We start from the raw sequence: 23,802 nt of genomic DNA, 5'->3' as shown, positions 1-23,802 counted from the left end.
TCGAGATTGGCGTTTGCGAGATTGTACAGCTCTAGATTGGCGCCGGTTAAATCCACTTGTCCTAGATCGGGGCGAATGTCACCGCTTTGCTCCCGCCATTGATTCCAAGCAGTAACCCCCTGTTTGAGCAGCTGGAGATGTTGGGGATTGGCCACAATAGTTACCCTTGGGTACTCGAATGAGGGTATTGATAACCGTAAAAATCAATGCGATAGTCAACAATTTTCACGCCAGTTTTCGCTTCAATTTCAGCAATGAGGGAGGGAGGCAGCTCCACATGAACATCAATAATCTTCTGGCTATCCAAACAGTTCACGTGGCTATGACTATCACTGATATTGCCGTAGAGGCGCCCATCGGCTCGCTCCACGCACTCAATGATGCCATGCTCCGAGAGGGCTTCAAGATTTTGGTACACGGAGGTATGGCCGATGTCTTTGCCCGCTTGATTGAGGCGATCGTAGATTTGCCGCGCCGAGAGGTGATCTTTGGCATCCCAGAGCAGTTCGAGAATGGCTCGCCGCTGCCGACTGAGCCGCAATCCGAGGCGCTGACAGCGATCGATTGCATCCTCAAGGGAACGAATGGGGGGTAAAGAATTGGGAGCGGGAGACGTGAGCACGGCGCTATCCTAAAACAATAAAATTAAACAGTAGATTTTGCTTATGTTTGAGTAGCCTATTGCGATTAAGTCGCAGTTTTAGGGCTGTACAGCTGCTAACCTGTAGTCACTATGATAATCAATCCTCTGCTTATAATCAAATTTGCTCCTTGTCAAGGCTATCAGGAGCCGTTTGAGACAGCAAATAAAAACCCAGAAAGGCAAATATGATGGCGGCGATCGCCTTGACCACCTTCACCGGCAGCAATGTGGCAATCCCGCTGCCTAAAAGCACGCCAAAAAACGTCGTACACACCAAGCCAGAGGCAACCCCTAGAAACACGGCGGTAGCGGAGCGAGCATTACTGCCTAAAGTAATGGCCACCAGTTGACTTTTGTCCCCCAGTTCCGACAGGAAAACAATCGCAAAACTTGCGGCAAAGGATTGCCAGTCCATCCATCTCTCCAAAGGTATTGCTGCTATAGGGCAGCTTAACGATAGCCGTCATTGCCGTCAACGCGCGATCGCGGTTCAGTGTAGCAGGATCAGCTTAAAACAAGTTACAATTCTTAATACTAGTTCTGCTCATAGCTCTGTTGAAGACGGCGGAGGTGCCCATGTTGAATACCACTGATGGAACCAGCGCGATCGCACCAGACACCACCTCCTTGAGTAGTCTGGCCCAAGCTTGGGCAAAGCGCTACATCAGCAATCTTAACACCACCGCCCTTGCCGAGGATGATCCAGCAGTGGTTGCCCCGCGGCTTTTGGCCGAACTGCGTAATGCCAGTGTCAAGGCTTGGCAGCGCACCGAAGGGTTTTTGGCCGGGGAGATGATTCGCCATGGCATCCCGGCTGAACTCGTCGATCCTTGGAGCATCTCCAAAGATATCCATGACATTTATCAACGCACGCTCAAGCTCTACGAAGCAGGCAGCGGCACTGAACAAATGACTACCAAGGTGGCCAGTGCCATTGGTGAGATTCGCCGCCGCTATACAGCCGTTGATCCACGGGTGATTGGCTTTGTGAGTATGCAGTTTCACCACACGGGAGTGTTGCTGTTAGAAGTTGCCCCAGCCAGCCAACGCCCAATCCTCAGCAGTTTCTTTAAGGTGATTGACGACCACCTCTACATGCCCTTGCACCGTGCCTACAACGCAGCAGCCAACTACGACTACCATGCCCCTGCCCTAGCCTTAGTGCGCCATCTATTGCCCCAGAGCACAGCGATCGCCACCGCTATTTGTGACCGTGTTGCCGAACTCAACCCCCAGCACCGCTGTTTTAGTGGCCCTTTGACCCACCCCAGTGTGCGTGTTTCCAGTATTCGCGATGTGGAAATGTTTCAAATCTACCTCTGGGTCTGTCTTTTGGAGCAAAGCCTTGAAGCCTTACAACGGGAACTCTTTCCCCTATGTTTGATGCTCTATCCTTCCTTGAATGTGACATGGGAGCTGGTGTTTCAAATGGTGCACCTTTTGGGGAAAGAAATAGAAAATCGTGCCGCTGGGCATGATACAAGTGTCTTGACACCCTATTACTTAGCTTTGCGCGAAATGTTCGATCCCAAGCTCTTCCAAGGACTCCTATGATTGCCAATTTGCAGCAAGTTTCTCTTTCCCCCATTGCCATTGCAGGGTCGGGTCTGTGGGCGATCGCCCTCTACTGGGGGTTTTATCCCACGGGGCAAGCCCTGATGCAGCGTTTAGTGACGTGGCTGGGGGGTGAAGCAAACCAAAGTGCCGAATTCTGGGCAGGGATGGTGGGGCTTATTCCCTTTATTCTGGTGGGTACAGGTTGCTTTATTCTCTGTAGCCTAGGATTGGGACAAAGTTGGGCCTTGAGCTTAGGCCTCATGGCAACCATCGGTGGTGCAATCTACGAACTTGGACGACGAGATGGCCAGCCATCTTAAGTTGGGTTGCGAGGGAGAATCCGCTAACATTTAGTTAACCTTTTGATTGCTCTCTAGTGTTTTCGGCACAGGGAGCGCAATCCATTGCCCTTGAGAATACTCGCCGGTGATTCAATGAAAGCGTCTGCGGATGCCAGTTCTACCCAAGAAACGACACCGCCGCTCAGTTTGCTCCTGTTTGTTGCCAATCGTCCGGGCGATGAAGAGGAAACCGCCGCCATTCAGGCTCACATCCAACAACTGCCCTCGAACTTTGGCTTTGAGTTAAAAGTAGTGCCCATTGGTGAGCAACCCTACCTCCTTGAGGAGTACAAGCTGGTTGCTACCCCTGCCCTGATCAAAGTCCGTCCTGAACCGCGTCAAACCCTCGCCGGCCGCAAGCTACTGCAAAAGGTGGACTATTGGTGGCCCCGCTGGCAGCGGGAAGTGGCTCTTGGTCTGCAGGCGGATATGCAAAAGTCGGCAGCGGAGCAGTCGGATTGCTCCATGGAATTAAGCCGCCTCAAGGATGAGCTGTTTCAGCTGCGCCAAGAGCGCGATCGCTTGGCTGAACAACTGCAGTTCAAGGATCGGATTATTGGCTTGTTGGCCCATGAGTTGCGTAACCCCCTCACGGCTGTTGGCATTGCCCTTGAAACCCTAGAGTCCAATTTGCAGGAGGAGACCGCACAGCAGCTCCATTCCGAAGACATCCAACGCCTGTTTCACCATGCCCGCAGTCAAACCCAAGTGATGGGACAGTTGATTACGGATTTACTGCTGGCGGCACGCGGCCCCCAAGATAAACTCCAGATTATGGCACGGCAATTGGATCTGCGCCAACTGTGCCAAGAAACGGCTGAGGAGGTGCGCCTAAATTTTGAACGTAAAAAGCAGCACTTTACCACTGATATTCCCTTGGATTTGCCCTTGGTCTATGGCGATGGCGATCGCATTCGTCAGGTGCTTGTCAACCTATTGGACAATGCCTGTAAATATACTCCCGAAGGGGGCAAAATTCACCTGAGTGCGTTTCACCGCATGACTCAAAAAGTACAAGTTACCGTCTGTGACACTGGGCCAGGGATTCCCATTGAGCAGCAGGAGAAAATTTTTGGTGAAACGGTTCGCCTTGATCGCGATCGCACCATTGAGGGCTATGGGATTGGACTTGCCCTTTGCCGTCAGATTATTCGTATGCACTACGGCCAGATTTGGGTGGACTCTCAACCGGGAAAAGGCAGTTGCTTTCACTTCACACTGCCCGTTTATAGCTAGCGCGATCCTTCCTCGATCATCCGGGCGATTGTTTCGGCGCGCAGATAGGGATCAGGCCCAAAGGGCAAAATTTCGTAGAACTCATTATCCGGCAAGCGCATTAGTTGAAGTGACTCCTGCTCGCGATAGATCACATAGACCCCCGGTGGCCATGTTTTGGCACTGCGTACCGGCACGGGAATGTCGCGGCGTTCTTCGCCGACGCAGGCGAGGCGGACTACACGGGTATTGGGACGATAGACCACTTTATCGTCGCGGGTGCGCCGAAATAAAAAGCGATCTAAAACCTTGGGCAAGATCTCTGTTTCTGTGCCCCCCAATTGCAAATTTAGCTCCAGCAATTTGTCTTCGAGGGTCAGCTCAATGATGTGGGGTTCAGGCACGAGGGGCTGGGAGTGACTCTCAGTGGTCTCTTGAGTCTCTTGCGCGGGTGCGGCAGCCGGCTTTACCTTCTGGACAATTTGGCTGATGTATTCTAGATCCACCGTCATGATTTTCTTGAATGTGACAAACCACGAGAGGAGGCTAATGGCCACTCCCGGCTCCAATTGGGTAATCAAGGCGGGTAAGTCCAAATCATCGAGGCGAATAGCTTTCAGAGCAGCATCGGTTTGACCCAAGACAATGGCTGCATCTCCCGGACTGAGGTGTTCGAGACTGCTGTAGAGCAAACGCAGATCAATTGTTTCTTGGCAGCCTTGGGTCGAAATGCGATAGGTGATGTCGTAGAGCCAGTCCAGGGTCACCAGGTCATGGTTGAGCATCCAGAGGGCATAGTTAAAGGCAGTTTGGGGAAAAACGGTTTGGGCAATGCTTTTGACAATAACTTGGGCGCGATCGCGCTGGAGCAAAGAAAGTAAGGCCGTCTGTTTTTCTGCCTTGGTCGTTAGTTCATGGTAGCCAAGGAGCGCTTGGAAGAGTTCTTGATCACTGGGCAGTAATCGAATGGCCGCCGGAGGAGTCATAAGCTTAGTGTCGCTGATTCATGTGACCCATTGCCCCTCACCCGATGATGAATGCTAAAAAAGCAACGCTAGCCTTTAATTCCACTATAGAGGGTAGCTAGAGTATCTATGTTACTCCCCCACCTGTGCTTCCAGTTTGCGAACCCGCTTGAGTAACTGTGGCAATTGCCGCAGGGCAGCAGAGGCTTTCAGGTAAAGGGTCTGATCCATTGCCGGAATGCCGCCCATGCGACTATCTGGCGGTACAGAGCTAATGATGCCAGATTTAGCGGAGACAACGGTGCGATCGCCAATCGTCAAATGGCCTGCTACCCCCACCTGTCCAGCCAGGACAACCTGATTGCCAATGCGAGTCGAACCCGCTAAGCCCACTTGGGCACAGAGAATCGAATTTTCACCAATGGTGCAGTTGTGAGCCACCATTGTCAAGTTGTCAATTTTCGTGCCGTCGGCCACTGTCGTCTCTCCGAGGGTGGCACGATCAATCGTGGTGCCGGCCCCAATTTCCACATCATTGCCAATGACCACAGTGCCCACTTGGGGAATTTTATAGTGGCGACCATCGGGCAGGGGGACGTAGCCAAAACCATCACTGCCTAGGACGACACTGTTTTGCAGGATAACGCGATCGCCCAAGCGTACCCGCTCCCGCAGGACACAGTGGCTATAGATACGGCAATCGGCGCCAACCACGACATCGTCGTAGAGCGTGCAATGACTATCAATGACTGTGCGATCGCCAATGCGCACGCGATCGCCAATTACGGTGTAGGCTCCAATGGTCACCTCAGCTCCCAAGACGACATCGGCACCCAGAATTGCCGTCGGGTGAATTTTGGCAGCGGGTTTGGCTTGCGGATAAAACCATTCAATACATTGGGCAAAGGCAAGGTAAGGGTGGGGCACCCGCAGCAGGGGACAAGTGGCCTGCCCTTGAAAATCTGGGCGGACAAACACAGCCGCCGCTTCTGTGGTTTGCAGCAGGGCGGCGTACTTTGGATTGGCCAAAAAAGAGATGTCCGTTGCCGTTGCTGTTTCTAGGGGCGCCACCCCCAACACCGGGCGATCGCCCTGCTCTGGAGGGTCGAGGGTCGCCCCAAACCGTTCGGCCACATCTGCCAACCGCATCTTGCCGTCCTCACCATCGAACTTGAGTTTTAGCTCAGTCTATCAGGTCTCGTCTGTGAAACCGATCAAGAATTTAGTAAATCGTTCATGGTGAACATTTTATCCTTTGCACGAGTGATATTCATTGAGTGGCAACTTTGTCAATGTGTTTGTTATATTTTTTAACACGTATGCCCGATAGCATGGAGTAAGGAGTAGGTTCTATGGAGCAACGCTTCCCTGAATTGAATGTTGACCTCAGCTTTGAACAGGAGTTTCAAATGCGGGTCATGGAGGAGCAAGTGAGTACCATGAGTCTTCAGGAAGCTCGTGAGCTACTGTTGCAAGCCTCTCGCCTCTTGATGATGAAAGACAACGTCATTCGCTCCTTGGTCAAACGCGCTGCCTAAATTACAAATGCGTGGGACAGACCTCTTTCTCCACCTTGCTTCCTCTGTCGAATCAAGTAGGGGATATGGGGCTGCACCACAATTTTTTTGCCCAAGAATCTTCTCACTGGAGAAAGCTTTTGCAATACTTATCCCCAAATTGAAGGGGGGATCGAGCAGGTTTGCTGATAGGTATTAGTTCCGCGACAGAGGTGTTGTTCTTATCCCCAACAACTGAGACGGCCAATACTTTTCTGATTCAAGCACCGCGGGTACTTGACTGTTTGACGGTTGTAAAGTTTTTAGCCTAGCTCTGCTTGCTCTGGAATTTAAGCCTCCGTTAGATTTAACTAAAGACTCTCAAACGGAGTCAAGAGACTAGTTTTGAACATACACAACTGAGAGACCATTTCAGGCCGGAGGTGCTTGCATTTTTGGAAAGTCGGGCGCAAAATCCGAGTTGTCTCCCCTTACGCTTTGGAAGTTTGAGTGCCGCTCACAAGTCAGGGTAAGCTAACACACAGAGGTTCTTGCTGGGGTAAAGGCCATGGCTATTGCTGCTGCCATCATTTTGTTGTTCCTGAGTGGCTGGGTGAATGACTATCCTTGGGGATGGCTACTAATTCTTGGTCTAGGGTTGGGCTATTGGTACTGGCGGCGATCGCCCGCTCCTACGGAAGTCAAAGCCCCGCGGCCTACTCTGCATCCTCAATTACTAGAAAAGCAACTGGCAGATACCCGGAGCCTTTTGCAGGAACTTCCCATAGAGCGCCAAGCCTCTTTGCAAGCAACCTACAGCCACTTACAGCAGCGCCTAGATTCCCCAGCGGTTGAGGTGTGTGTCCTCGGGCAATCCGCTTATGTTGTCAATCAGGTTTACCATACTGTCGCTACACTCCCTTTGGATAGCTGTACGCTTCAGCAGCAAACATTGGCAACGGTACCCCAAGCAGACTTAGTGCTTTTGACGGTAACAGGTGCCCTCAACGCCAGTGAGTTTGAGATGTTGCGGGTGTTGCAGGCAGGCCATTATCACGTTTTTGTGGTGTGGTATCCAGAAATGGTGCAGGAGCGCGATCGCCCGAAGGGCGCGCTTTGCGATCGCGTAGCAGTACATTTGCAGCAGCAACTTCAACAACTCCAGATTAATCAAGAACAGCTGATTCCCTTTGTACCCCATAATCCCCAAGCCCTCACCGCTGCATTGGTGCACTGTCTCACCAAAGAACGCACGAATCTTGTCTTAGCCGGCACCTATCGCCGTGCCCAACAGCTCCATCAACAGGCTCAAGCCGCCCTCAACCACTATCGCCAAGAACGGGCTACCCCGATCATTGAACGCTACCAATGGCTGGCAGCAACGGCAACAGCGGTGAATCCTCTCCCTCTTCTGGATCTCGTCATGGCCGGAGGGCTGTTGGTGCGCCTCACTTGGGAGTTGGGGCAAATCTACCAACGCTCCTTTTACTTGGCCGATGCCGAACCCCTTGCCAAGGAGCTATTGCGGCTAATGGTTCAGTTGGGGGCTGTGGAACTGGGCACACAATCCCTGGGGCAGTGGCTCAAGGGCAATTCCCTCACCTATCTGGCAGGGAGTTGTTTACAGGGAGCAACGGCAGCCTATGTGTTGCGCTTGAGTGGGTTAAGTTTGATCCATTACTTTGAGACGGCTCCCCAAACAAAATCCCTGCCTTTGGTGGCTCGATTGCAGCAAAGCCTTCGGTGGGCACAGCAACAGGTGGGGCGCTCTCCTCTGCAAACCCTAGGACACTCTCTTGGCTTGCCGTCGGCCTAGCCGGTGGCGCAGGAGTTGAGCCGCAAAAAGCACAATAAATGCGGGATTGTTAATCAGATAGCGTTGCCAGAGGCGGCGGGGTTCCTGAAGGAGTCGAAAGAGCCACTCTAGACCGATTGCCATCATCCAGCGAGGCGCTTGAGCCACAACGCCACTGTGAAAGTCAAAGGCCGCTCCCACACCCACCAAGACAATCGGCAGAAAAGGACGTTGGCGAGCCATCCACTCCTCCTGTTTGGGACAGCCAAGGCTGACAAAGACCAAATCCGCGCCACTGTCAAGGATGCGCCGGCGATCGCTGGCCTCCTCCGCAGGGGTCAAGGGACGAAAAGGCGGTGCGTAGGCACCCACCAACTGGATAGTGGGGAAGCGTTTTCTCAGATGCTGTTGCAGGCGCTCCAAGACTAGGGGTTTACTACCATAGAGAAAAATACGCCAGCCTTTCTGCTGGGCGCGATCGCACAACGCCAGCATCAAATCAGGACCATAGACCCGTTCTGCTCTCGGAAAACCTAAAAGCCGCAAGCCCCAGACCAAGGGCATGCCATCGGCGGTCACCAATTGGGCACCATTAACTACCCGCTGGAAGGGCGATCGCCACACCCCCGTCATTACCACATGCACATTGGCCGCCACCACATAGCCCCCCTTGCCTTGACGGATCCACTCAGCCATGAGATCACAGGCTTGGCCGTAGGTGGTGACATCAATTCGTGTCCCTAAAATGTGCGCTGACTCCACGCTGGCTCGACTCCTCATGTTTTACTTGATTCCAGCGTAGGACATTGGTTGCAGAACCAAAGGGAACATCCGACAATGCAAAGCAGACCTCATGTTGTGCCCTGGGGAATGAATTTAGAAGAGTGCTATCGCGTTCTGGAGTTGCCACAAGGAGCGTCCTTAGCGCAAGTGAAATCCGCCTACCGACGCTTAGCACGACGCTATCATCCCGATGTCAACCCCGGCGATCGCACTGCCCATGAAAAGTTCATTCTTCTGCACCAAGCCTACGAAAAACTGGTGCGCGTCCTGCCCACCTTGCGAGTCCCCCCCCTTCAATCAGAAGCCCAATCTTGCCCACCGCAGACCTCCCCGCCCCTCTCTGCCTTTGAGATTCAACTAAAACATGCCAGCTATCGCCAACTGCAGGAATTTCTCAAATATCGCTGCTATCAACGGGCTATTTCCCTCGTGGAAGGGTTGGCCAGTCGGTTGCCCCAAGATGCCGAAGTACGCCAGTGGCAAGCCATCACCTATCAGTGCTGGGCGCGGCAACTCATTCGCGATCGCCAGCCGCAAGCCGCGCGGGAATACCTACATCGTGCCCTAAAAGCCGACCCGGAGAATCTCACCCTCTGGCAAGAAGTAGAAAAGGACTTTCGTACCTTGGATCGTCTCTATGGCAAAGGAATTTAGCTCCAGTCTTCCCGCTTATTGCTGCCCACCTTGTAAATACCGCCGCGGGCATGGATAGCACGGGTGCGCTCAAAGAGTTCCTCCTCCGTGAGGTGCCATTTTTCCAAGAGTTCGGCCATGAGTTTTTTATTCGTTTCAGCGCCCGGAAAGCCATCGTAGCGAATGAGCAGGCGTCCTAACTCTGCCAAATTGTAATCACTGATGCCCTCTTGGAGAAGTCGCTCTAAAATTAGCCGATCTTGGGCTTCGCGGGGATGTTGCAGCTTCTGGAAACTCATCATTGGCATCTCCCAGCAATCGTTTTTTGAGTAAGCTTTAGCGTCCCGTTTGGCGATAGCGATTTCCCGGCAGTTGCTCAACCCAGCCCATTAGCTCCAAGTGCACGAGTTCTGCCATCACGGTACTGGTATCTAAAGCCACCTGCTGCACAATGTTATCAAAAGCAACACTATTGCTGCCTTGGCTCAGGTATTGAATTGCCTGCAGAATCTGTTGCTGGGGCACCGAGAGCGGTGGGGATGGGGCTGAAAATGGTCTTGGATCAAGGGGGGGAGTATGCCCCAACTGTTCGAGGAGGGCTTCTTCTCCCAAGATGATCTGTGCGCCTTGATTGACCAGGCTCAGGGCGCCTTTGGCGCGGTGGTTATCCAAATGCCCCGGCAGCACATAGACATCGCGGCCATACTCGGCAGCATAGCGAGCAGTAATGAGGGCACCGGATTTGTAGGGGGCTTCAGCAATAATCACTGCGCGGCACAGCCCTGCAATAATCCGATTGCGGCGAGGAAATTGGGGGCGATCGGCTCCCACTCCCTTGGGATACTCGCTCAAGAAACCGCCCCGTTCACGAATTTGGTAGTACAGTGGGCGATTCTCCGCTGGGTAGATCATATCTACACCGGTGGCTAAGACGGCTAGGGTGGCACCGCCGGCTTCCAGACAGCCCCGATGAGCCGCTCCATCAATGCCTGCCGCCATGCCCGAAACAACAGTAAACCCCGCCTGCCCAAGGGCGTACCCCAGCTTGTGCGCCCAACGCTGCGCATATTCTGAAGGATCGCGGGTGCCGACAATTGCCACGGTCGGTGCAGGTTGGCTCAGAATTTCCAAAAGGCGGGCACCGCCATAGTAGAGCAAGGGGGGCGGGTCTGGAATCTCCCGCAGCAGAGAGGGGTAACGGGGGTCGCTGAGCACCCAGTGGTGAGGGTTTTGCCGGCAGTGCTGCTCATAAAGAGCCGCAGGGTGACACTGCTGACGGTAGTGGGCGATCGCCCCCTGGAGCTTGGCACCGATACCTTCCACTTCTCCGAGAGCTGCTAAAGGAGCTTCCCAAGCAGTTTTCAAATCTCCAAAGTGCTGCCACAGGCGCTTGAGCAACACAGGGCCGAGGCCGGGTATCTGGGACCAACTGTACCAATAGGCAGCATCAGCGGGAGCCAAGGGGGTTAGTAGGCTTCTTGCAACTCGTAGAAGTCGGGGGTAATGTAGTCTTTGCGCAGCGGCCAACCTACCCAATCTTCAGGCATGAGGATACGCTTCAAATTGGGGTGCCCTTCATAGACAATGCCAAACATATCGTAGGATTCGCGCTCCTGCCAGTCGGCGGTTTTCCAGATCCAATAGACCGAAGGCACGCGGGCATCGTCACGGGGAACAAAGACTTTGAGCCGCACTTCGGGGGGGCGATCGGCGTTATCTGTGAGCTTGACCAAGTGGTATGTGCTCACCAAGTCTTGGCCGGGACCAGAATCATAGGCGGCTTGGCAGCGGAGGTAATTAAAGCCATCGGCATAGAGGGCTTGGCACACCGCCAGTAGGCGATCGCGATCCACCTTGATCATTTCCACACCAGAGGCGTCGGTACCGAGGGATTCCACGCTCAGGTTTTGCGACTGCAAGAAGCGGCAGACAGGCCCTGCTTCAACAATGGCGACCTCAGGGGTAGAGACTGCGGGGGTGTCACTCATGTTTACTGCTCCAAACTTACTCAAGACCATTCAAGGGCACGTTTGCGCCACGCATAAACCAAGGCCACGATCAGAATGGCAATGAAGATCAAAGCTTCAATAAAAGCCAGTAGACCCAACTGATGGAAGGCCACCGCCCAAGGATACAAAAAGACGGTCTCTACATCAAAAATGACAAAGACAAGGGCAAACATGTAGTAGCGCACATTAAACTGAATCCATGCGCCACCAATGGGTTCCATTCCCGATTCATAGGTGGTCAAGCGAATCATGCGACCCGATTTAGGGCGCAATAGCGCAGAGAGGCCCAGAGCCAGGACTGGCACCAGACCACAGATAATCAAAAAGCCAAGAAAATATTCGTAACCACTGAGAACAAACACAGTTGCGGGGTTCCTCGCTCTTGGAATCGCTACCATTTTGACACACTCCCCTTGTGATCGCTAGGCTAGGGATCAATAGAAAAAACTAAATTGCCCTATAGCAAAGCATTAGCTAATGTCTCAACCCACTGTCCTTTGTGCTGGCGAGGTTCTCTTTGACTGTTTAGAGGTGCCCCCCAATCCCCGCCAATGTTTTCTAGGGGGTGCCCCTGCCAATGTCGCCTGCGGGTTGGTGAAGTTGGGGGTCAGTGCCGCTTTTTTGGGAGCAGTGGGGGCGGACGCCCTAGGAGAGCAGGCCTGTGCCGAATTGGCTGCGTTGGGTGTCAATATCGAAGCGGTAGAGCGGGTAGCCGGCGTGCCAACGCGGCAAGTGCGGGTTCAACTGGTGGGGGGCGATCGCCAGTTTGTCGGGTTTGCACCGGCGGAAGCTTCTGTCTTTGCGGATATGCGATTCACTGGGGAGCGGCTTTCGTCCTCATTACTGGCCGGGGCACGATTTTTCGTCACTGGGACGCTCGGACTTGCCGGCGAACCCACCGCCACCACGATTCAGCATCTCGTGCAGCAACTGCGGCAAAAAGGTGCCTTTATTCTCATTGATGCCAATTGGCGACCGATTTTTTGGCCTGATCCAAGTTCTGCTCCTGAACGTATTCGTCCTTTTCTTGCCCAAGCTCATTTTCTGAAACTTGCCAAAGAGGAGTCGGAATTCTTGTTCTCCACCGGCGATCCCCAACTTGTCTATCGCGCCCTTTGGGGCATTGCACCTGACCACGCAGTGGTCATTACCGATGGAGATCAAGCCATTCGCTACTGCTGGCACGGAAATCAAGGGGAACTCCAGCCCCCCTCCATGCCCGTTGTGGATACCACCGGTGCCGGGGATGGCTTTGTTGCGGGTTGGATTGCTCAACTATTGCAGGGCGACCTAGAAAACTACCGTGACCCCCAATGGCAGACTGCTTGTTTAGAATTTGCCACGGTCGTGGGTGCCTTGGTTACGACAAAACCGGGGGCGATCGCAGGTCAACCGACCCTTGCGGAGGTTACTCAATGGCTTCGAGATCATCCTGAAAGAAAAATACGGACGCCCTAACTGCGCTTGCTGCCCTTGATGGTGTTGTTGTAGCGATCGCAGGCTCCTTCGTCGGGTGCAAAGGAATGGCTGCCACCAAAGGACAGGCCCGCCAAAATCCCCGCACCGGTACATTTAGTTTTTCACAGGTACCACCACGCCGCCCCTCAGAATGGTAGAAGCGGCAAAAGCGACAAGTTGTGGGAGTAACGGTTGGGCTGTCCATCGCGGGGATCAACTCCGAAGTAAAATCTTTTTCTACTTTCCATCCTAGGAAATCGGCCTCAGCGAATTTTTCAGCGATCACAGGAGCAAAGAAGCTTAGAGAGCAAGTTTTAGCGATCCCCAGTACTCAAAAGTGCTTTTAGATTCTTTTCATACTCCCGCAATACTCCGTAATAGTACAGACATCAATTTTAGGAAGAATAAAAAAGGTTACGTCCGCAGACGCAACCCCTGGCGATCCCTGTATTTCTATGTCGTGGCGACAATTAACGCACTGCAACTGCTGGGGGTTCCTTGGCGGGGATCAAGAATAACTTGATCATCTGCCACACATTCGAGAGATAGAGGGGAAGTTTCCTCAGGAAGCTGCCATTTTGTTTGCTAATTTCTGTAAGCTTGGCATTATTTTCGACGCACCGCTCTAGGCGCTCATAAAATTCTGGATGATCCACATCGAGAATCACCGGGAAAACACGGCCTGCGGTTTCATTGGTTTTGGCAATCACCTCACGATCGTATTCACGGGCATCCAAGCCAATGGCGGCATAGAACTTCGCCCGCTGCACATCGTTGAGGTACATCGTGGCAAACACCGCCAGTAGGAAAAAGCGACACCAGAGTTTTGGTGGCACCCAGCAGACTAAGAAGTAGCGTGCCCATTTCTTCCCAGAGAAGGACAGAGGGATTTCCTTAATCTTTTGCCAAAAGGTGCGCGGGCGATCCAGCATTTGCGGTTGGGCACGCATCACCGCATCAAAGAAGTCACCGTGGCGGTTTTCGTCTTGGCACCAGTTTTCAAAAAAGCGGAAGATGGGGTAAATCCGATGTTCGGGGTGCTTTTCCAGATGGCGGTAAATTGTAATGTAGCGCCAGTAACCGATTTTCTCGGAGAGGTAGGTGGCGTAGAAGATGAATTCGGGTTCAAAGTAGGTGTAGCTGCGGTGCTGTGTCAAAAAGCCGAGATCCAGTGACAGATTGAAGTCAGACATGGCTTTGTTGAGGAACCCGGCGTGGCGAGCTTCATCGCGAGACATCAAGGCAAAGCACTCTGCCAGTAGGGGGTTGCGATCCTTGAGCTTGCGACTCAGTTCTTTGTAAAGGAGAAAGCCAGAAAACTCCGCCGTGCAGGAGCGCTCCAGAAATTCAATAAATAGTCGGCGGGTTTCACCATCAATATGATCCCAGGACTGTTCAAATTCTTCATCCCGCACAAAGTGATGGCGGTTGTAGTCGCAGCGGAATTCCTCAAGGATGGCCTCAAGTTCTGCTTTATTTTCCGTAATGTCCATGTTGGCCATCGCTTCAAAGTCGGTGGTGTAGAAGCGGGGCGTGAGGATGGTTTCCTTGGCGGGGGCTTTGATGCCCGGCCGCAGTTCTTCAAACTCAGGTTTAGCGACGGTATTGACCATAAAAAGCTGCGTCTCGCTCTTGCTAACGGCACTCATAGAGCATGGTAGCGGAAATCACCGATGCGTTACAGGTCGTTACAGAACCGTTACATTCCCCACCAGCGGCTGAGTTGATTGCGCCAGCGATCGCCCCAAGAGGCCGACCAAGTGGGTTGGCTGTAGCGTTGAATCAACTGCTGCCCCAAAGGGGTGAGGCGATAGCGATCGGTCAGGCCTTGGCCGTCCACTTCGCGGCGCAGTAAACCGACGCGAATTAACCAGTCCAACTCGGCTTCGGCAAGGAGCGCGGGCAAGGGCGATCGCGTAAATCCAGATTTCAGACCCGCCTCCCCGACAATTTCTAAAAGTGCCACACTCCGCTGCTGCATTGTCTGAAACAGAGCTGGCAAAAAAGGGCTACAGCGCAAAGCGCGATCGCCCCGTTCTACGGCTCTTTGGGAATATGCGATCGCCACAGGGGATATCCCTACAGAGAATCTAAATAGTTGCTGTCAATAAGGGTTGCGCGGTCATTCACTGAGCTTCCACTCGGCGGCAGTGTTTTAGAGGACTGGGACTGAATCGGCGCAGCATCCGGTCCAGAAGAGGAAGCTTCTGACGCCTGACGACGGCGTTCCGGCAACACCACTCGCTCCATGATGAACTCAATTGTGCCCTTACGCAGCCATCCCCGTGCCACCAAAATATCCCCCAGCCGTGCCCCGGTTGCTCGCTGATCGGCTAAAGCGACTTCAATTTGGGCCGGCGTTACCAACTCAGCCTCAACCAGATAGTTTCCCAAGCGTTTCGTATAGTTGTCATCATGGGGGGGCTGGCCAAAGGGAGCCTTCTTTGCAGGTTCCTCCGCCTCTGCTACTACACTTGGCACAGTATCAAAATCACGCCGATCTCCTGCCAAGGCAACCAGGCACTCTTTAATTTTCATTAAAATTTCTCTTGCCCGTCGGGGTTGATTTTGCCGGGCTGCCTGCTCTAAAAGGCGTGCTTCTGCCGCCATCAGCGTTTGCCGTGACGCCATTGCCGCCACTTGCAAAATGCGTGCCTGCTGCTGAAGGACAGCCATATCCCCTTCACTAAGCGCTTTTTTACACTGCTTCAGAACAAGGGCACCCTGCCTCAGCAGGACTTTGTGGGTAGGAGGAGTCATAGATAGCGACAGCGGAGATGGAGTAGCTTTGAATAAAAGAATTTCAAAATTGCCCTTGGTATTCTTAAGCCCATGGGACGCACAAATCTACTTTTAATATAGCCCCTTGTATTCAATCCATTGGTCAAAGGGGGGCAAATTAACGTTCTGTAAGGTTCTGTAAAGATGAGATGATACCGTTCTTTGCTAAAACAGGGAGTGTATGAGAAGGCTGGGATTCCCTCTCATCTTGGCGTCCCCATCATTGAAGGGGTTCGATCCCTGTAAAAAGGGCGGTAATTCTCAATGCTGCTGGCGCAGAGTGGTGTCGAACAGTTCTTTCACCCGCTGCCAAGCATCCTGCGCGGCTGCTGCATCGTAACTGTCCCGCTGATCGCAGAAGAAGCCATGATCTGCTGGATAGATGAAAATGTGGTGGCGAATGCCGTGGCGACGCAGCGCCGTTTCAATTTCCTTCACTTGCTCCATGGGAATACTTTGGTCGCGATCGCCAAAGAAAGCATAGAGCGTGCCGCGAATTTTAGGGGTGATTTCAAGGGTAGGGGGGCCACCGCCCGGCGTCATGGTGGTAATGCCCGCACCGTAGAAGGAGGCCGTGGCTTTAATATCCGGCAACTGAGCCACCAGATAGGCCACATGACCGCCAAAACAAAAGCCAATCGTCCCAATGGCATCCCCCTCTACATTTTCGAGGCTCCGCAGATAGGCAATGGTGGCTTGGGTATCACTGAGGAGTTCTGCGGCTTTTGTTTGGTTTTTGTACTGTCGCCCCAAGTCAATATCAGCAGCGGTGTAGCCTGTTTCAAAGCCGGGGGCAAAACGTTGGTATAGCGCAGGGGCGATCGCCACATAACCCTCGCGGGCAATGCGTTCGGTCACGTCGCGGATATGGGCGTTGACACCAAAAATTTCCTGAAAGACAATCACTGCTGGATAACGACCGGGGGTCACCGGCTCCGCCAAGTAGGCATCAATCAACAGATCCCCGTTGACCACCTTGACCCAACGGCTAGTCATCTCCACCATCACGAACCTCCTGGGCAGGAATGTTGAGGTCAGGAAACGTACGCCTGAAGTCGCTAATTAGCTCCTCCAGTTCCGCAAGGGCGGATTCAATGTCAATCCTCAGGGTGCCACTGTCGGGCAGTTCCAAGAGCTTTTTCAGGCTCTCCCGCTTGGCCAAAACAGTTGCTAAACGTTCCTGTAGTGTGGGTAACTCCATGTTTTACCTCGCTGCAAAGCTCACTTTTACTGTACCGTTTCGTTGGCCAGATTCTTCCCTTTGGCAGGTGGCGGGGGAACCAGTTCCACGTTGATTTCATTCACAGGGCGAGGCCGCAGTTCTAGAGATTGCGATCGCGGGAGCAGATCAAAGACTTCCCGAAATGTCTCATCGAGGGTTTCAAAGGGCACCACACCCATAAACTCCTGCCGCAATTGCCCTTGGCGATCGAAAATCAGTGTTTGCGGCACCCGGCCTTTGTAGTAGTAGCCCGCTTCATTGGGGGAGAACTGCGCGCCATAGGGCAGGGCATCCACATTGATGGCGATAAAATCCGTGACGCGACCATAGTACCCCTGTAGCTGAGAGATAGTTGAGGCAAACTGCTTGCAATCGCGGCTATCGTTCACATAAAACAGCAGCAGTGTGGCGCGATCGCTCTGAAGGGATTTCTCTAGGCTGACTTTCGGCGGCACCAGGGCGCCATTGCCGGCATAGAGGGCAAAGATATTGCCATCATAGTGATCGTCTTGTAACCCCGCCCAACTCGGCGCTGTCCACAGTCCCCACAGCAGGAGGACAAGTCCTAACCAGCCCCAAACCCGTTTCATTTGCTTCTCCATGGGATTTCGTAAAACACTATACCTCTGCCTACGACTGTAGGGGGCTGCTTGCTGGGCTTGACCCTACTTACTTGTAACTGTAACAAGGGATACGCTAGGGATGGCTCCCTATGGCTTCTGTTTATTGCTCAGTTCACCGTGAAGAGTCTCTTTGCCCTCCTGCCGACCCTTGCTGAGCTGTATGGGCTTGTCTTGCTGTGTATGGGGATTGGCTACGGCAGCAGCCGCTTTTTACCGGCGAAAACGGCAGCTTGGTTGGCTCAAGGACTGTTTTGGGTAGGAACACCGCTGACGGCATTTAGTTTTATTGTCACCACCCCAATGACGCAGTTCAGTGCGTTGGCGCCCCTGTTGGCGTGGCTAGGGATGGGGATTGGCGTTGGCTTGGCTTGGCTGTGGTTGCAGCAATATCCCGTTCAGACTCGCCAAGGGCAGGGCAGTTTTCTGTTGGCAACCATGGTGGGCAACACGGGCTTTATTGGCTTTCCGATTACGTGGCGACTGCTGGGGCAGGATTACTTTAGCTGGGCATTGTTTTTTGATCTGATGGGAACGCTCCTCATTTCCTATAGTGCCGGCATTGGGGTAGCGGCCAGCTTTAGCGATCGCTCGATTTCCAGCTCCAAACTGCTGTGGCACATTGGCCGTAATCCCACACTCTGGTGCGTGGGCATCGGACTGCTCCTGCGACAACATCCCCTACCGGCGATCGCCCAACAGGGACTGTTGACCTTGGCCTGGTTAATGGTGATCACTGGGCTTATCTATATGGGCATCTGCCTTGGGGAAGCACGCCTTAAGCTGCAGTGGCAATGGATTATTCCCTCTCTCACCATCAAGATGCTGTTGGTGCCGCTCCTGCTGGGGGTAGGATTAACCGCAATCGGGGTCACAGGGCCGCCGCGCCTAGGAATCGTGCTGCAAGCAGGGATGCCCCCCGCCTTTATGACACTGATCCTAGCGGATGTGTATCACTTAGACCGCGCCTTTGCCGCCAGCTTAATTTTGACCAGTCTCTTTGCCTTAATTCCTTTATTGCCCCTGTGGCTTGTCCTCTTTGCCGGCTAGGGGCACGGTTGGTGTTTAATCTTCAGGCGTCAAGCGCAGCAGCAGGTACCCTGTACCTAAACCAACTAGAACCAGCGTAAACGTAATTACCGCAGTATTGAAAATCTCTTCTGCCATAGAGCCGCCTCAACTAACAAAAACTCATTTTAACGAATTGGGTTCCTTTTCTGACCACGGCTCCAAAACAGGTTTGCGCAGCAGCTCACGGGTACCACGAGTTACGATCAAGACCTCGCGGTGTTTTGGTCAATAGATACATGTAGTCACCATTGAGGGCCTCAAAATAGTCCCCTTGAGAACTCCAATCCCGCAGGGGCAGCCAATTGATAGGCGGGCATTCTGCGTGTGTCGTGCCATATAGTAGCCGCGGCGATTCCCCCACAGATATTCACCTAGTAGTTACGGGTCTCCGTGGCCACAAAGGTGCGCTCATAGGGGCGACAGGCAAGGGGACGGGCTAGAGCCGCCAGAGGGGTTAGGATCAACAGGGTCACAGCAGCAGTTGCCTGGCCAAAGTATTTCATTGATAGGCTTCCCTGTGGCTTTGTGACTCTACTCTAGCAAAAGAAGCGGGAAAGCGTTTCCTCCCCTCGCTAAGATGGGAATGATAACTGCTGTTTACCTAGTTGCAATAGGGATTCAATGACGCTCGCGATCGCCCCCTTTCCCATCACTGCCGTTGTCGGTCAAGAGGCCATTAAACTGGCACTGCTGTTGGCTGCTGTTGACCCCGGTTTGGGGGGAGTAATTATCGGCGGTCGCCGCGGTACGGCTAAATCCGTCCTTGCGCGGGGAATTCATGCCCTCTTACCCCCCATTGAAGTCATTGATCAGGGGGAGATTCCAGTTCCAATCATTGCCAACCCCGATCCGGAACGCCCCCAAGAGTGGGATAGCCGCCTGCTGGCTTGGCGCCAAAATCATCCCGATGTGGAGTTGACCACCAAAGTCGTTCCCGCCCCCTTTGTGCAAATTCCCTTGGGCGTCACGGAGGATCGCCTCTTGGGAGCCGTGGATGTGAGTCAATCGGTGCAGCGGGGCGAAGCGGTGTTTCAGCCCGGCCTCCTAGCTGCCGCCCACCGCGGCGTGCTCTATGTGGATGAAATTAATCTTTTGGATGAGCAACTGGCCAATGTGTTGATGGCGGTGCTCAGTGCCGGGCGCAATCAAATTGAACGGGAGGGGATTAGCCTGGATCACCCCTGTCGTCCCCTCTTAATTGCCACGTTTAACCCCGATGAGGGGGAAGTGCCGCCCCATCTGCTGGATCGGTTTGCGATCGCCCTCTCGGCAGATACCGTTTTGGGCTTAGATGAGCGGCTCACGGCGGTGGATCATGCCACCCGATTTGCCGATTCGCCCCAAGCCTTTTTGCAGCAGTACAATGCCGAGCTTGAGGATCTGCGCACCCAAATCATTCTGGCACGGGAGTGGCTCAAGGAGGTAAAAATTCAACGGCAGCAAATTGCCTATCTGGTCACCGAAGCCCTGCGCGCAGGAGTACAAGGCCATCGCGCAGAACTCTTTGCCGTGCGGGTAGCCAAAGCCCACGCCGCTCTCAATGGTCGTAGTGAAGTGAATGCCGAAGACCTGCGCCGTGCCGTTGAGCTGGTCATCGTGCCGCGCGCCACTCAGCTCGAACCGCCGCCGGATCAGCCGCCCCCGCCGCCACCGCCTCCCCCAGAAAGCAAGCAATCTGAGCCTGAAGAAGAACCCGATGAACCAGAGACCCCACCGCAAGAACAGCAGGAGACGCCCCCCATTCCTGAGGAATTTGTCTTTGAAGCCGATGGCACGGTCTTGGATGAATCGGTACTCTACTTTGCCCAACTGACCCAACGTCAAGGGAAATCAGGGAGCCGCAGCCTGATTTATTCCCAAGACCGCGGTCGCTATATCCGCCCTATTTTGCCCCGCGGACGGGGAGGCCGCATTGCTGTGGATGCAACATTGCGGAGTGCGGCTCCCTACCAAAAATCCCGGCGGTTGCGTCAACCGCAGCGCCGCGTCATTGTCGAAAACAGTGATCTGCGGATTAAACGCTTAGTGCGCAAAGCGGGTGCCCTGATTATTTTTGTGGTTGATGCCTCCGGCTCCATGGCATTGAACCGCATGAACTCTGCTAAAGGAGCAGTGCTTCGCCTCCTGACCCAAGCCTATCAAAACCGCGATATGGTGGCGCTCATTCCCTTTCGAGGTGAGCAAGCGGAGGTGCTCTTGCCCCCAACCCGCTCCATTGAAGCAGCGCGGCGGCGCCTTGAAACCTTGCCCTGTGGGGGTGGTTCCCCCCTGGCCCATGGCCTGACCCAAGCGGTGCGGGTGGGTCTAAATGCCCGGCAAAGCGGTGAAATTGGTCAAGTGATGATTGTGGCCATTACCGATGGGCGGGGGAATGTCCCCTTGAGCCGTTCCCTGGGGGAGACGATGCCGCCGGAGGCCAAGCCCGATGTCAAAGCCGAGGTTCTGGAAATTGCCGCTAAAATTCGGGCTTTGGGTCTGAAGCTCTTGGTGATTGACACCGAGAATAAGTTCGTCTCCACGGGGATGGGCAAGGAATTGGCGCAGCGGGCGGGGGGCAAGTACTACCATTTGCCCAAGGCCACCGATCAGGCGATCGCCCAAGTGACGCAGAATGCCCTGAAATTTTAGACAGCAATAAAAAACTCTCCCCCCCGTTCGATGAGGAGGAGAGGAAATAGCAAACGATTAGGACAGTGAGCCTACATCATATGTCCCCCATACCGCCACCGGCGGGGGCTGCGGGTTTAGGTTGCGGTTTTTCGACCACAAGGGCTTCCGTCGTCAGTACCATGCCGGCGATCGAACCGGCATTTTGTAGAGCCGAGCGAACCACCTTAGCCGGGTCAATAATCCCTGCACTGACCAGATCCTCGTAGGTGCCGGTTGCGGCATTGAAGCCATAGTTAAAGTTACCGGCGCGGACATTTTCCACGACAACGGCTCCCTCGACACCGGCATTATCCGCAATTTGCGCCACTGGTGCGGCCAAGGCACTGGCGACAATGCGTGCCCCCGTTTGTTCCTCAGGACTGAGGGTAGGAAGCAGGGCATCAATGCGATTGGCCAAGTGCAGTAACGTCACACCCCCGCCGGGCACAATCCCTTCAGCCACTGCTGCTTTTGTTGCATTGAGGGCATCTTCAAAGCGCAGCTTGCGATCCTTCAGTTCCGTTTCGGTAGCGGCACCCACTTTGATCACCGCCACGCCACCTACGAGCTTGGCAATCCGCTCTTGTAGCTTTTCTTTGTCGTATTCGGAGTCGGTCTCTGCCAACTGCTTCTTGAGCTGCTCAACGCGCTTTTGAATATCGGCTTTATTGCCCTTCTCCGACACAAGGGTGGTCGTGTCTTTGGTCACGGTGACGGAGGAAGCTTCCCCTAGCATGGTGATTTCCACATCCTCTAGGGTTAGACCCACTTCCTCGGAAATGACTTGACCGCCCGTGAGAATGGCAATGTCTTGGAGCATTGCTTTACGCCGTTCGCCAAAGGCGGGAGCTTTGACGGCAACAACATTGAGGACGCCCCGCAGTTTGTTCACCACTAGGGTGGCGAGAGCTTCTCCTTCGACATCTTCGGCAATGATCACGAGAGGACGACCACTGCGGGCAACTCTTTCCAACGTGGGAATCAGGTCTTGGATGCTAGTAATTTTTTTGTCCGTCAGGAGTAGATAGGCATTGTTGAGTTGGACAATCATCCGCTCCGCATCGGTGACAAAGTAGGGGGAAATGTAGCCGCGATCAAACTGCATCCCCTCGACAATTTCCATTTCTGTATTCAGGGATTTGGACTCTTCAATGGTGATCACGCCATCTTTGCCCACCTTGGCCATGGCTTCACCAATCATGGCTCCCACTTCTGGGTCATTACCGGCGGAGACAGTTGCCACCTGGGCAATCATGTCCCCTTCGACGGGTTTGGCGACTTCGGCAATCCCCTCAACAACTGCTTTAATCGCTTTTTCCATGCCGCGCTTGAGGGCAATGGGGTTAGCACCGGCAGCCACGTTTTTCAGGCCTTCGCGGATCAGGGCTTGGGCAAGGAGGGTGGCAGTGGTGGTGCCATCCCCGACAACATCATTGGTTTTAGCGGCCACTTCCCGAATCAGTTGGGCACCGGTATTTTCGTAGGCATCTTCCAGTTCAATTTCCTTGGCGATCGTTACCCCATCGTTGACAATCTGCGGTGCACCGTACTTTTTCTCAAGCACCACATTCCGCCCTTTGGGGCCAAGGGTAATTCTCACGGCATCGGCAACGGCGTTAATTCCACGTTCGAGCGATCGCCGAGATTCTTCATGAAATGCGACTAATTTTGCCATGGGTGGCTATCCTTTAGTAACTTCTTGGAGGTGATCATTGAGGAACTGCAAACTGGGCAGAGTTCAAGCCATTGTTCACAATACTCTGGAGAACAAGCTCAGGGCAATACACGGCAATGTAGTGGATTCCGCACTTGCTCGCGTACACTGGGACTAGGTAGAAACGCTTCTCAGCCATGAGCGGCCGTTGGCTCAATCAACAGCACTTACAATCCTTTTCGTATGTTGCATTAACACTGGGCATTGCTTTTGCAGTGGCCAAGAGGTCTGTGCACCTCGATAACGGTTCAGGGGGGCAAGACTGGCAAATCGGTGCCCCACAGGTGGATATAATTGCTGCTCAGCCAAAACTGGATATAATTGCTGCTCAGCCAAAACGCTCCCTTGCTGAAATACGGGGCTTTGCCCTGCAATTGGTGAATCGCGATCGCCAGCTCAAGGGATTGCCGCCCCTTGTTGCTGATGAGTTACTGACACAGACAGCACAACGCCATGCCGAAGACATGCTCAAACGCCGATACTTTAGCCATACCACTCCGGAGGGGCGATCGCCAATGGATCGGTTTATTGCCCTAGGGGGGCGTGGCGGCGTGGGTGAAAATATTACGAAGCAGAACGGCACCCCCGGATTGGTGCTCAACTCTAAGCTTATTGAGCGCTGCTAAAAAGACTGGATGTACAGTGATGGCCATTGTCAAAATCTCCTCGATCCTGGATTTACCCGTTTTGGCTTTGGCATTGCTTTGAATTCAGCGCGGGGGGAGGTCTATACTGTACAGATGTTTGCAACGCTACCCCCGTAAAGGCAGAACTTTGGGGCGTGAATAGTTCTTTTAATGTAATCAAGGTCAAGCTAACCCCATTAGCCATGTTCACCGAAGAGATGTAC

27 protein-coding genes and 1 pseudogene are annotated in these 23,802 nt (G+C 53.6%); 10 read left to right on the top strand and 18 right to left on the bottom strand.

Features of this window, described 5'->3' with window-relative positions:
* Window positions 1-160: 160 nt before the first annotated feature.
* Together Q0683_RS10160 and Q0683_RS10155 are read right to left on the bottom strand one after the other, a co-directional pair.
* On the bottom strand, window positions 161-622 hold the full coding sequence (locus Q0683_RS10160; RefSeq protein ID WP_298977546.1) for a Fur family transcriptional regulator: 462 nt from the start codon (window positions 620-622) through the stop codon (window positions 161-163).
* A 136-nt stretch (window positions 623-758) separates the two neighbouring features.
* The gene (locus tag Q0683_RS10155; protein WP_298977545.1) at window positions 759-1,058 is read right to left on the bottom strand and encodes a TMEM165/GDT1 family protein; all 300 of its coding nucleotides are present in this window, start codon (window positions 1,056-1,058) and stop codon (window positions 759-761) included.
* Window positions 1,059-1,219: 161 nt separating this feature from the next.
* Between Q0683_RS10155 and Q0683_RS10150 the strand changes: the two genes are divergently transcribed.
* The 3 genes from Q0683_RS10150 to Q0683_RS10140 all read left to right on the top strand — a co-directional run bounded on the left by Q0683_RS10150 (window position 1,220) and on the right by Q0683_RS10140 (window position 3,777).
* Window positions 1,220-2,197 (top strand): hypothetical protein, encoded by a 978-nt coding sequence (locus tag Q0683_RS10150; protein ID WP_298617300.1) that lies wholly within the window; start codon window positions 1,220-1,222, stop codon window positions 2,195-2,197.
* The gene (locus tag Q0683_RS10145) at window positions 2,194-2,520 is read left to right on the top strand and encodes a hypothetical protein (protein WP_298615671.1); all 327 of its coding nucleotides are present in this window, start codon (window positions 2,194-2,196) and stop codon (window positions 2,518-2,520) included. Before Q0683_RS10150 ends, Q0683_RS10145 begins: the two co-directional genes overlap by 4 nt.
* A 114-nt stretch (window positions 2,521-2,634) precedes the next feature.
* Window positions 2,635-3,777: a histidine kinase gene (locus Q0683_RS10140; RefSeq protein ID WP_298615669.1), complete on the top strand. Its 1,143-nt coding sequence runs from the start codon at window positions 2,635-2,637 to the stop codon at window positions 3,775-3,777.
* Here the strand turns inward: Q0683_RS10140 and Q0683_RS10135 are convergent.
* Window positions 3,774-4,742 carry a hypothetical protein gene (locus tag Q0683_RS10135; RefSeq protein ID WP_298615667.1) on the bottom strand — a complete coding sequence of 323 codons (969 nt, stop codon included), beginning with the start codon at window positions 4,740-4,742 and terminating at the stop codon, window positions 3,774-3,776. The two genes, Q0683_RS10140 and Q0683_RS10135, sit on opposite strands and share 4 nt — an antisense overlap.
* A gap of 111 nt (window positions 4,743-4,853) precedes the next feature.
* Entirely contained in the window at window positions 4,854-5,870 is a 1,017-nt protein-coding gene (gene lpxD, locus Q0683_RS10130; RefSeq protein ID WP_298615665.1) for a UDP-3-O-(3-hydroxymyristoyl)glucosamine N-acyltransferase, read from the bottom strand.
* Between the two features lie 203 nt (window positions 5,871-6,073).
* Here lpxD and Q0683_RS10125 point away from each other — a divergent pair, with 203 nt between their 5' ends.
* Window positions 6,074-6,259, top strand: a complete 186-nt coding sequence (locus tag Q0683_RS10125; protein ID WP_297051737.1) for an NblA/ycf18 family protein — start codon at window positions 6,074-6,076, stop codon at window positions 6,257-6,259.
* Window positions 6,260-6,785: 526 nt separating this feature from the next.
* Window positions 6,786-8,033, top strand: coding sequence for a YcjF family protein (locus tag Q0683_RS10120; RefSeq protein ID WP_298615663.1), 1,248 nt, complete (start codon window positions 6,786-6,788; stop codon window positions 8,031-8,033).
* Here the strand turns inward: Q0683_RS10120 and Q0683_RS10115 are convergent.
* The gene (locus tag Q0683_RS10115) at window positions 8,001-8,774 is read right to left on the bottom strand and encodes a WecB/TagA/CpsF family glycosyltransferase (protein ID WP_298615660.1); all 774 of its coding nucleotides are present in this window, start codon (window positions 8,772-8,774) and stop codon (window positions 8,001-8,003) included. The two genes, Q0683_RS10120 and Q0683_RS10115, sit on opposite strands and share 33 nt — an antisense overlap.
* Before the next feature lie 75 nt (window positions 8,775-8,849).
* Here Q0683_RS10115 and Q0683_RS10110 point away from each other — a divergent pair, with 75 nt between their 5' ends.
* Complete coding sequence (locus Q0683_RS10110; RefSeq protein WP_298977540.1) at window positions 8,850-9,449, top strand: J domain-containing protein; 600 nt, start codon at window positions 8,850-8,852, stop codon at window positions 9,447-9,449.
* On the opposite strand, the gene Q0683_RS10105 is transcribed toward Q0683_RS10110, so the two are convergent.
* From Q0683_RS10105 to ndhC, 4 genes are read right to left on the bottom strand one after another with little or no spacing between them, the layout of a single operon-like run.
* Window positions 9,446-9,730: a DUF3288 family protein gene (locus Q0683_RS10105; protein ID WP_298615655.1), complete on the bottom strand. Its 285-nt coding sequence runs from the start codon at window positions 9,728-9,730 to the stop codon at window positions 9,446-9,448. The two genes, Q0683_RS10110 and Q0683_RS10105, sit on opposite strands and share 4 nt — an antisense overlap.
* 34 nt (window positions 9,731-9,764) lie before the next feature.
* Window positions 9,765-10,889 (bottom strand): DNA-processing protein DprA, encoded by a 1,125-nt coding sequence (dprA, locus tag Q0683_RS10100; protein ID WP_298617299.1) that lies wholly within the window; start codon window positions 10,887-10,889, stop codon window positions 9,765-9,767.
* Window positions 10,890-10,894: 5 nt separating this feature from the next.
* Window positions 10,895-11,416 carry an NAD(P)H-quinone oxidoreductase subunit J gene (locus tag Q0683_RS10095; protein ID WP_298615648.1) on the bottom strand — a complete coding sequence of 174 codons (522 nt, stop codon included), beginning with the start codon at window positions 11,414-11,416 and terminating at the stop codon, window positions 10,895-10,897.
* 20 nt (window positions 11,417-11,436) lie between these two features.
* Window positions 11,437-11,799: a photosynthetic/respiratory NAD(P)H-quinone oxidoreductase subunit C gene (gene ndhC / locus Q0683_RS10090; RefSeq protein WP_297762375.1), complete on the bottom strand. Its 363-nt coding sequence runs from the start codon at window positions 11,797-11,799 to the stop codon at window positions 11,437-11,439.
* A gap of 115 nt (window positions 11,800-11,914) precedes the next feature.
* On the opposite strand from ndhC, the gene Q0683_RS10085 reads away from it, so the two are divergent.
* Complete coding sequence (locus Q0683_RS10085; RefSeq protein ID WP_298615644.1) at window positions 11,915-12,895, top strand: carbohydrate kinase; 981 nt, start codon at window positions 11,915-11,917, stop codon at window positions 12,893-12,895.
* A gap of 470 nt (window positions 12,896-13,365) precedes the next feature.
* Here Q0683_RS10085 and acsF read toward each other — a convergent pair whose 3' ends face one another.
* The 6 genes from acsF to Q0683_RS10055 all read right to left on the bottom strand — a co-directional run bounded on the left by acsF (window position 13,366) and on the right by Q0683_RS10055 (window position 17,488).
* Complete coding sequence (gene acsF, locus Q0683_RS10080) at window positions 13,366-14,508, bottom strand: magnesium-protoporphyrin IX monomethyl ester (oxidative) cyclase (RefSeq protein WP_298977549.1); 1,143 nt, start codon at window positions 14,506-14,508, stop codon at window positions 13,366-13,368.
* An 86-nt stretch (window positions 14,509-14,594) separates the two neighbouring features.
* A complete protein-coding gene (locus tag Q0683_RS10075; RefSeq protein WP_298977537.1) occupies window positions 14,595-14,963 on the bottom strand; it encodes an Npun_F0494 family protein in 369 nt (122 codons plus the stop codon).
* A gap of 11 nt (window positions 14,964-14,974) precedes the next feature.
* Entirely contained in the window at window positions 14,975-15,571 is a 597-nt protein-coding gene (locus Q0683_RS10070; protein ID WP_298977535.1) for a hypothetical protein, read from the bottom strand.
* A 366-nt stretch (window positions 15,572-15,937) separates the two neighbouring features.
* Window positions 15,938-16,678: a dienelactone hydrolase family protein gene (locus Q0683_RS10065; protein ID WP_366142743.1), complete on the bottom strand. Its 741-nt coding sequence runs from the start codon at window positions 16,676-16,678 to the stop codon at window positions 15,938-15,940.
* Window positions 16,665-16,877, bottom strand: coding sequence for a hypothetical protein (locus Q0683_RS10060; RefSeq protein ID WP_298615636.1), 213 nt, complete (start codon window positions 16,875-16,877; stop codon window positions 16,665-16,667). Before Q0683_RS10060 ends, Q0683_RS10065 begins: the two co-directional genes overlap by 14 nt.
* Window positions 16,878-16,903: 26 nt before the next feature.
* Window positions 16,904-17,488 carry a thylakoid membrane photosystem I accumulation factor gene (locus tag Q0683_RS10055; protein ID WP_298617297.1) on the bottom strand — a complete coding sequence of 195 codons (585 nt, stop codon included), beginning with the start codon at window positions 17,486-17,488 and terminating at the stop codon, window positions 16,904-16,906.
* 150 nt (window positions 17,489-17,638) lie between these two features.
* On the opposite strand from Q0683_RS10055, the gene Q0683_RS10050 reads away from it, so the two are divergent.
* Entirely contained in the window at window positions 17,639-18,568 is a 930-nt protein-coding gene (locus Q0683_RS10050) for an AEC family transporter (RefSeq protein ID WP_298977531.1), read from the top strand.
* 15 nt (window positions 18,569-18,583) lie between these two features.
* Here the strand turns inward: Q0683_RS10050 and petM are convergent, their stop codons facing one another.
* Window positions 18,584-18,685 (bottom strand): cytochrome b6-f complex subunit PetM, encoded by a 102-nt coding sequence (gene petM / locus Q0683_RS10045; RefSeq protein ID WP_298615629.1) that lies wholly within the window; start codon window positions 18,683-18,685, stop codon window positions 18,584-18,586.
* 275 nt (window positions 18,686-18,960) lie between these two features.
* The gene (locus tag Q0683_RS10040; protein WP_298615627.1) at window positions 18,961-19,092 is read right to left on the bottom strand and encodes a hypothetical protein; all 132 of its coding nucleotides are present in this window, start codon (window positions 19,090-19,092) and stop codon (window positions 18,961-18,963) included.
* 118 nt (window positions 19,093-19,210) lie between these two features.
* Between Q0683_RS10040 and bchD the strand changes: the two genes are divergently transcribed.
* Window positions 19,211-21,217: a magnesium chelatase ATPase subunit D gene (gene bchD / locus Q0683_RS10035; protein WP_298615625.1), complete on the top strand. Its 2,007-nt coding sequence runs from the start codon at window positions 19,211-19,213 to the stop codon at window positions 21,215-21,217.
* Between the two features lie 76 nt (window positions 21,218-21,293).
* Here bchD and groL read toward each other — a convergent pair whose 3' ends face one another.
* A complete protein-coding gene (gene groL / locus Q0683_RS10030; RefSeq protein ID WP_298977528.1) occupies window positions 21,294-22,913 on the bottom strand; it encodes a chaperonin GroEL in 1,620 nt (539 codons plus the stop codon).
* A 176-nt stretch (window positions 22,914-23,089) separates the two neighbouring features.
* On the opposite strand from groL, the pseudogene Q0683_RS10025 reads away from it, so the two are divergent.
* Window positions 23,090-23,716: pseudogene (locus tag Q0683_RS10025) on the top strand (CAP domain-containing protein).
* Window positions 23,717-23,802 lie beyond the last annotated feature (86 nt).

It is taken from the genome of uncultured Thermosynechococcus sp., assembly GCF_938074695.1.
Taxonomy (GTDB): Bacteria; Cyanobacteriota; Cyanobacteriia; order Thermosynechococcales; family Thermosynechococcaceae; genus Thermosynechococcus.
The sequence above is the reverse complement of the archived record's forward strand: the minus strand, read 5'-3'. Positions and strand labels throughout refer to the sequence as shown.

Excerpts from the sequence above, each read along its gene's own strand:
- lpxD (WP_298615665.1), bottom strand. The coding sequence starts at position 5,870 with ATGCGGTTGGCAGATGTGGCCGAACGGTTTGGGGCGACCCTCGACCCT.
- Q0683_RS10085 (WP_298615644.1), top strand. The coding sequence starts at position 11,915 with ATGTCTCAACCCACTGTCCTTTGTGCTGGCGAGGTTCTCTTTGACTGT.
- Q0683_RS10120 (WP_298615663.1), top strand. The coding sequence starts at position 6,786 with ATGGCTATTGCTGCTGCCATCATTTTGTTGTTCCTGAGTGGCTGGGTG.
- petM (WP_298615629.1), bottom strand. The coding sequence starts at position 18,685 with ATGGCAGAAGAGATTTTCAATACTGCGGTAATTACGTTTACGCTGGTT.
- Q0683_RS10155 (WP_298977545.1), bottom strand. The coding sequence starts at position 1,058 with ATGGACTGGCAATCCTTTGCCGCAAGTTTTGCGATTGTTTTCCTGTCG.
- groL (WP_298977528.1), bottom strand. The coding sequence starts at position 22,913 with ATGGCAAAATTAGTCGCATTTCATGAAGAATCTCGGCGATCGCTCGAA.
- Q0683_RS10125 (WP_297051737.1), top strand. The coding sequence starts at position 6,074 with ATGGAGCAACGCTTCCCTGAATTGAATGTTGACCTCAGCTTTGAACAG.
- Q0683_RS10055 (WP_298617297.1), bottom strand. The coding sequence starts at position 17,488 with ATGAAACGGGTTTGGGGCTGGTTAGGACTTGTCCTCCTGCTGTGGGGA.
- Q0683_RS10145 (WP_298615671.1), top strand. The coding sequence starts at position 2,194 with ATGATTGCCAATTTGCAGCAAGTTTCTCTTTCCCCCATTGCCATTGCA.
- Q0683_RS10135 (WP_298615667.1), bottom strand. The coding sequence starts at position 4,742 with ATGACTCCTCCGGCGGCCATTCGATTACTGCCCAGTGATCAAGAACTC.
- bchD (WP_298615625.1), top strand. The coding sequence starts at position 19,211 with ATGACGCTCGCGATCGCCCCCTTTCCCATCACTGCCGTTGTCGGTCAA.
- Q0683_RS10070 (WP_298977535.1), bottom strand. The coding sequence starts at position 15,571 with ATGGCTGTCCTTCAGCAGCAGGCACGCATTTTGCAAGTGGCGGCAATG.
- Q0683_RS10150 (WP_298617300.1), top strand. The coding sequence starts at position 1,220 with ATGTTGAATACCACTGATGGAACCAGCGCGATCGCACCAGACACCACC.
- acsF (WP_298977549.1), bottom strand. The coding sequence starts at position 14,508 with ATGGTCAATACCGTCGCTAAACCTGAGTTTGAAGAACTGCGGCCGGGC.
- Q0683_RS10140 (WP_298615669.1), top strand. The coding sequence starts at position 2,635 with ATGAAAGCGTCTGCGGATGCCAGTTCTACCCAAGAAACGACACCGCCG.
- Q0683_RS10105 (WP_298615655.1), bottom strand. The coding sequence starts at position 9,730 with ATGATGAGTTTCCAGAAGCTGCAACATCCCCGCGAAGCCCAAGATCGG.
- Q0683_RS10060 (WP_298615636.1), bottom strand. The coding sequence starts at position 16,877 with ATGGAGTTACCCACACTACAGGAACGTTTAGCAACTGTTTTGGCCAAG.
- Q0683_RS10095 (WP_298615648.1), bottom strand. The coding sequence starts at position 11,416 with ATGAGTGACACCCCCGCAGTCTCTACCCCTGAGGTCGCCATTGTTGAA.
- Q0683_RS10040 (WP_298615627.1), bottom strand. The coding sequence starts at position 19,092 with ATGAAATACTTTGGCCAGGCAACTGCTGCTGTGACCCTGTTGATCCTA.
- Q0683_RS10110 (WP_298977540.1), top strand. The coding sequence starts at position 8,850 with ATGCAAAGCAGACCTCATGTTGTGCCCTGGGGAATGAATTTAGAAGAG.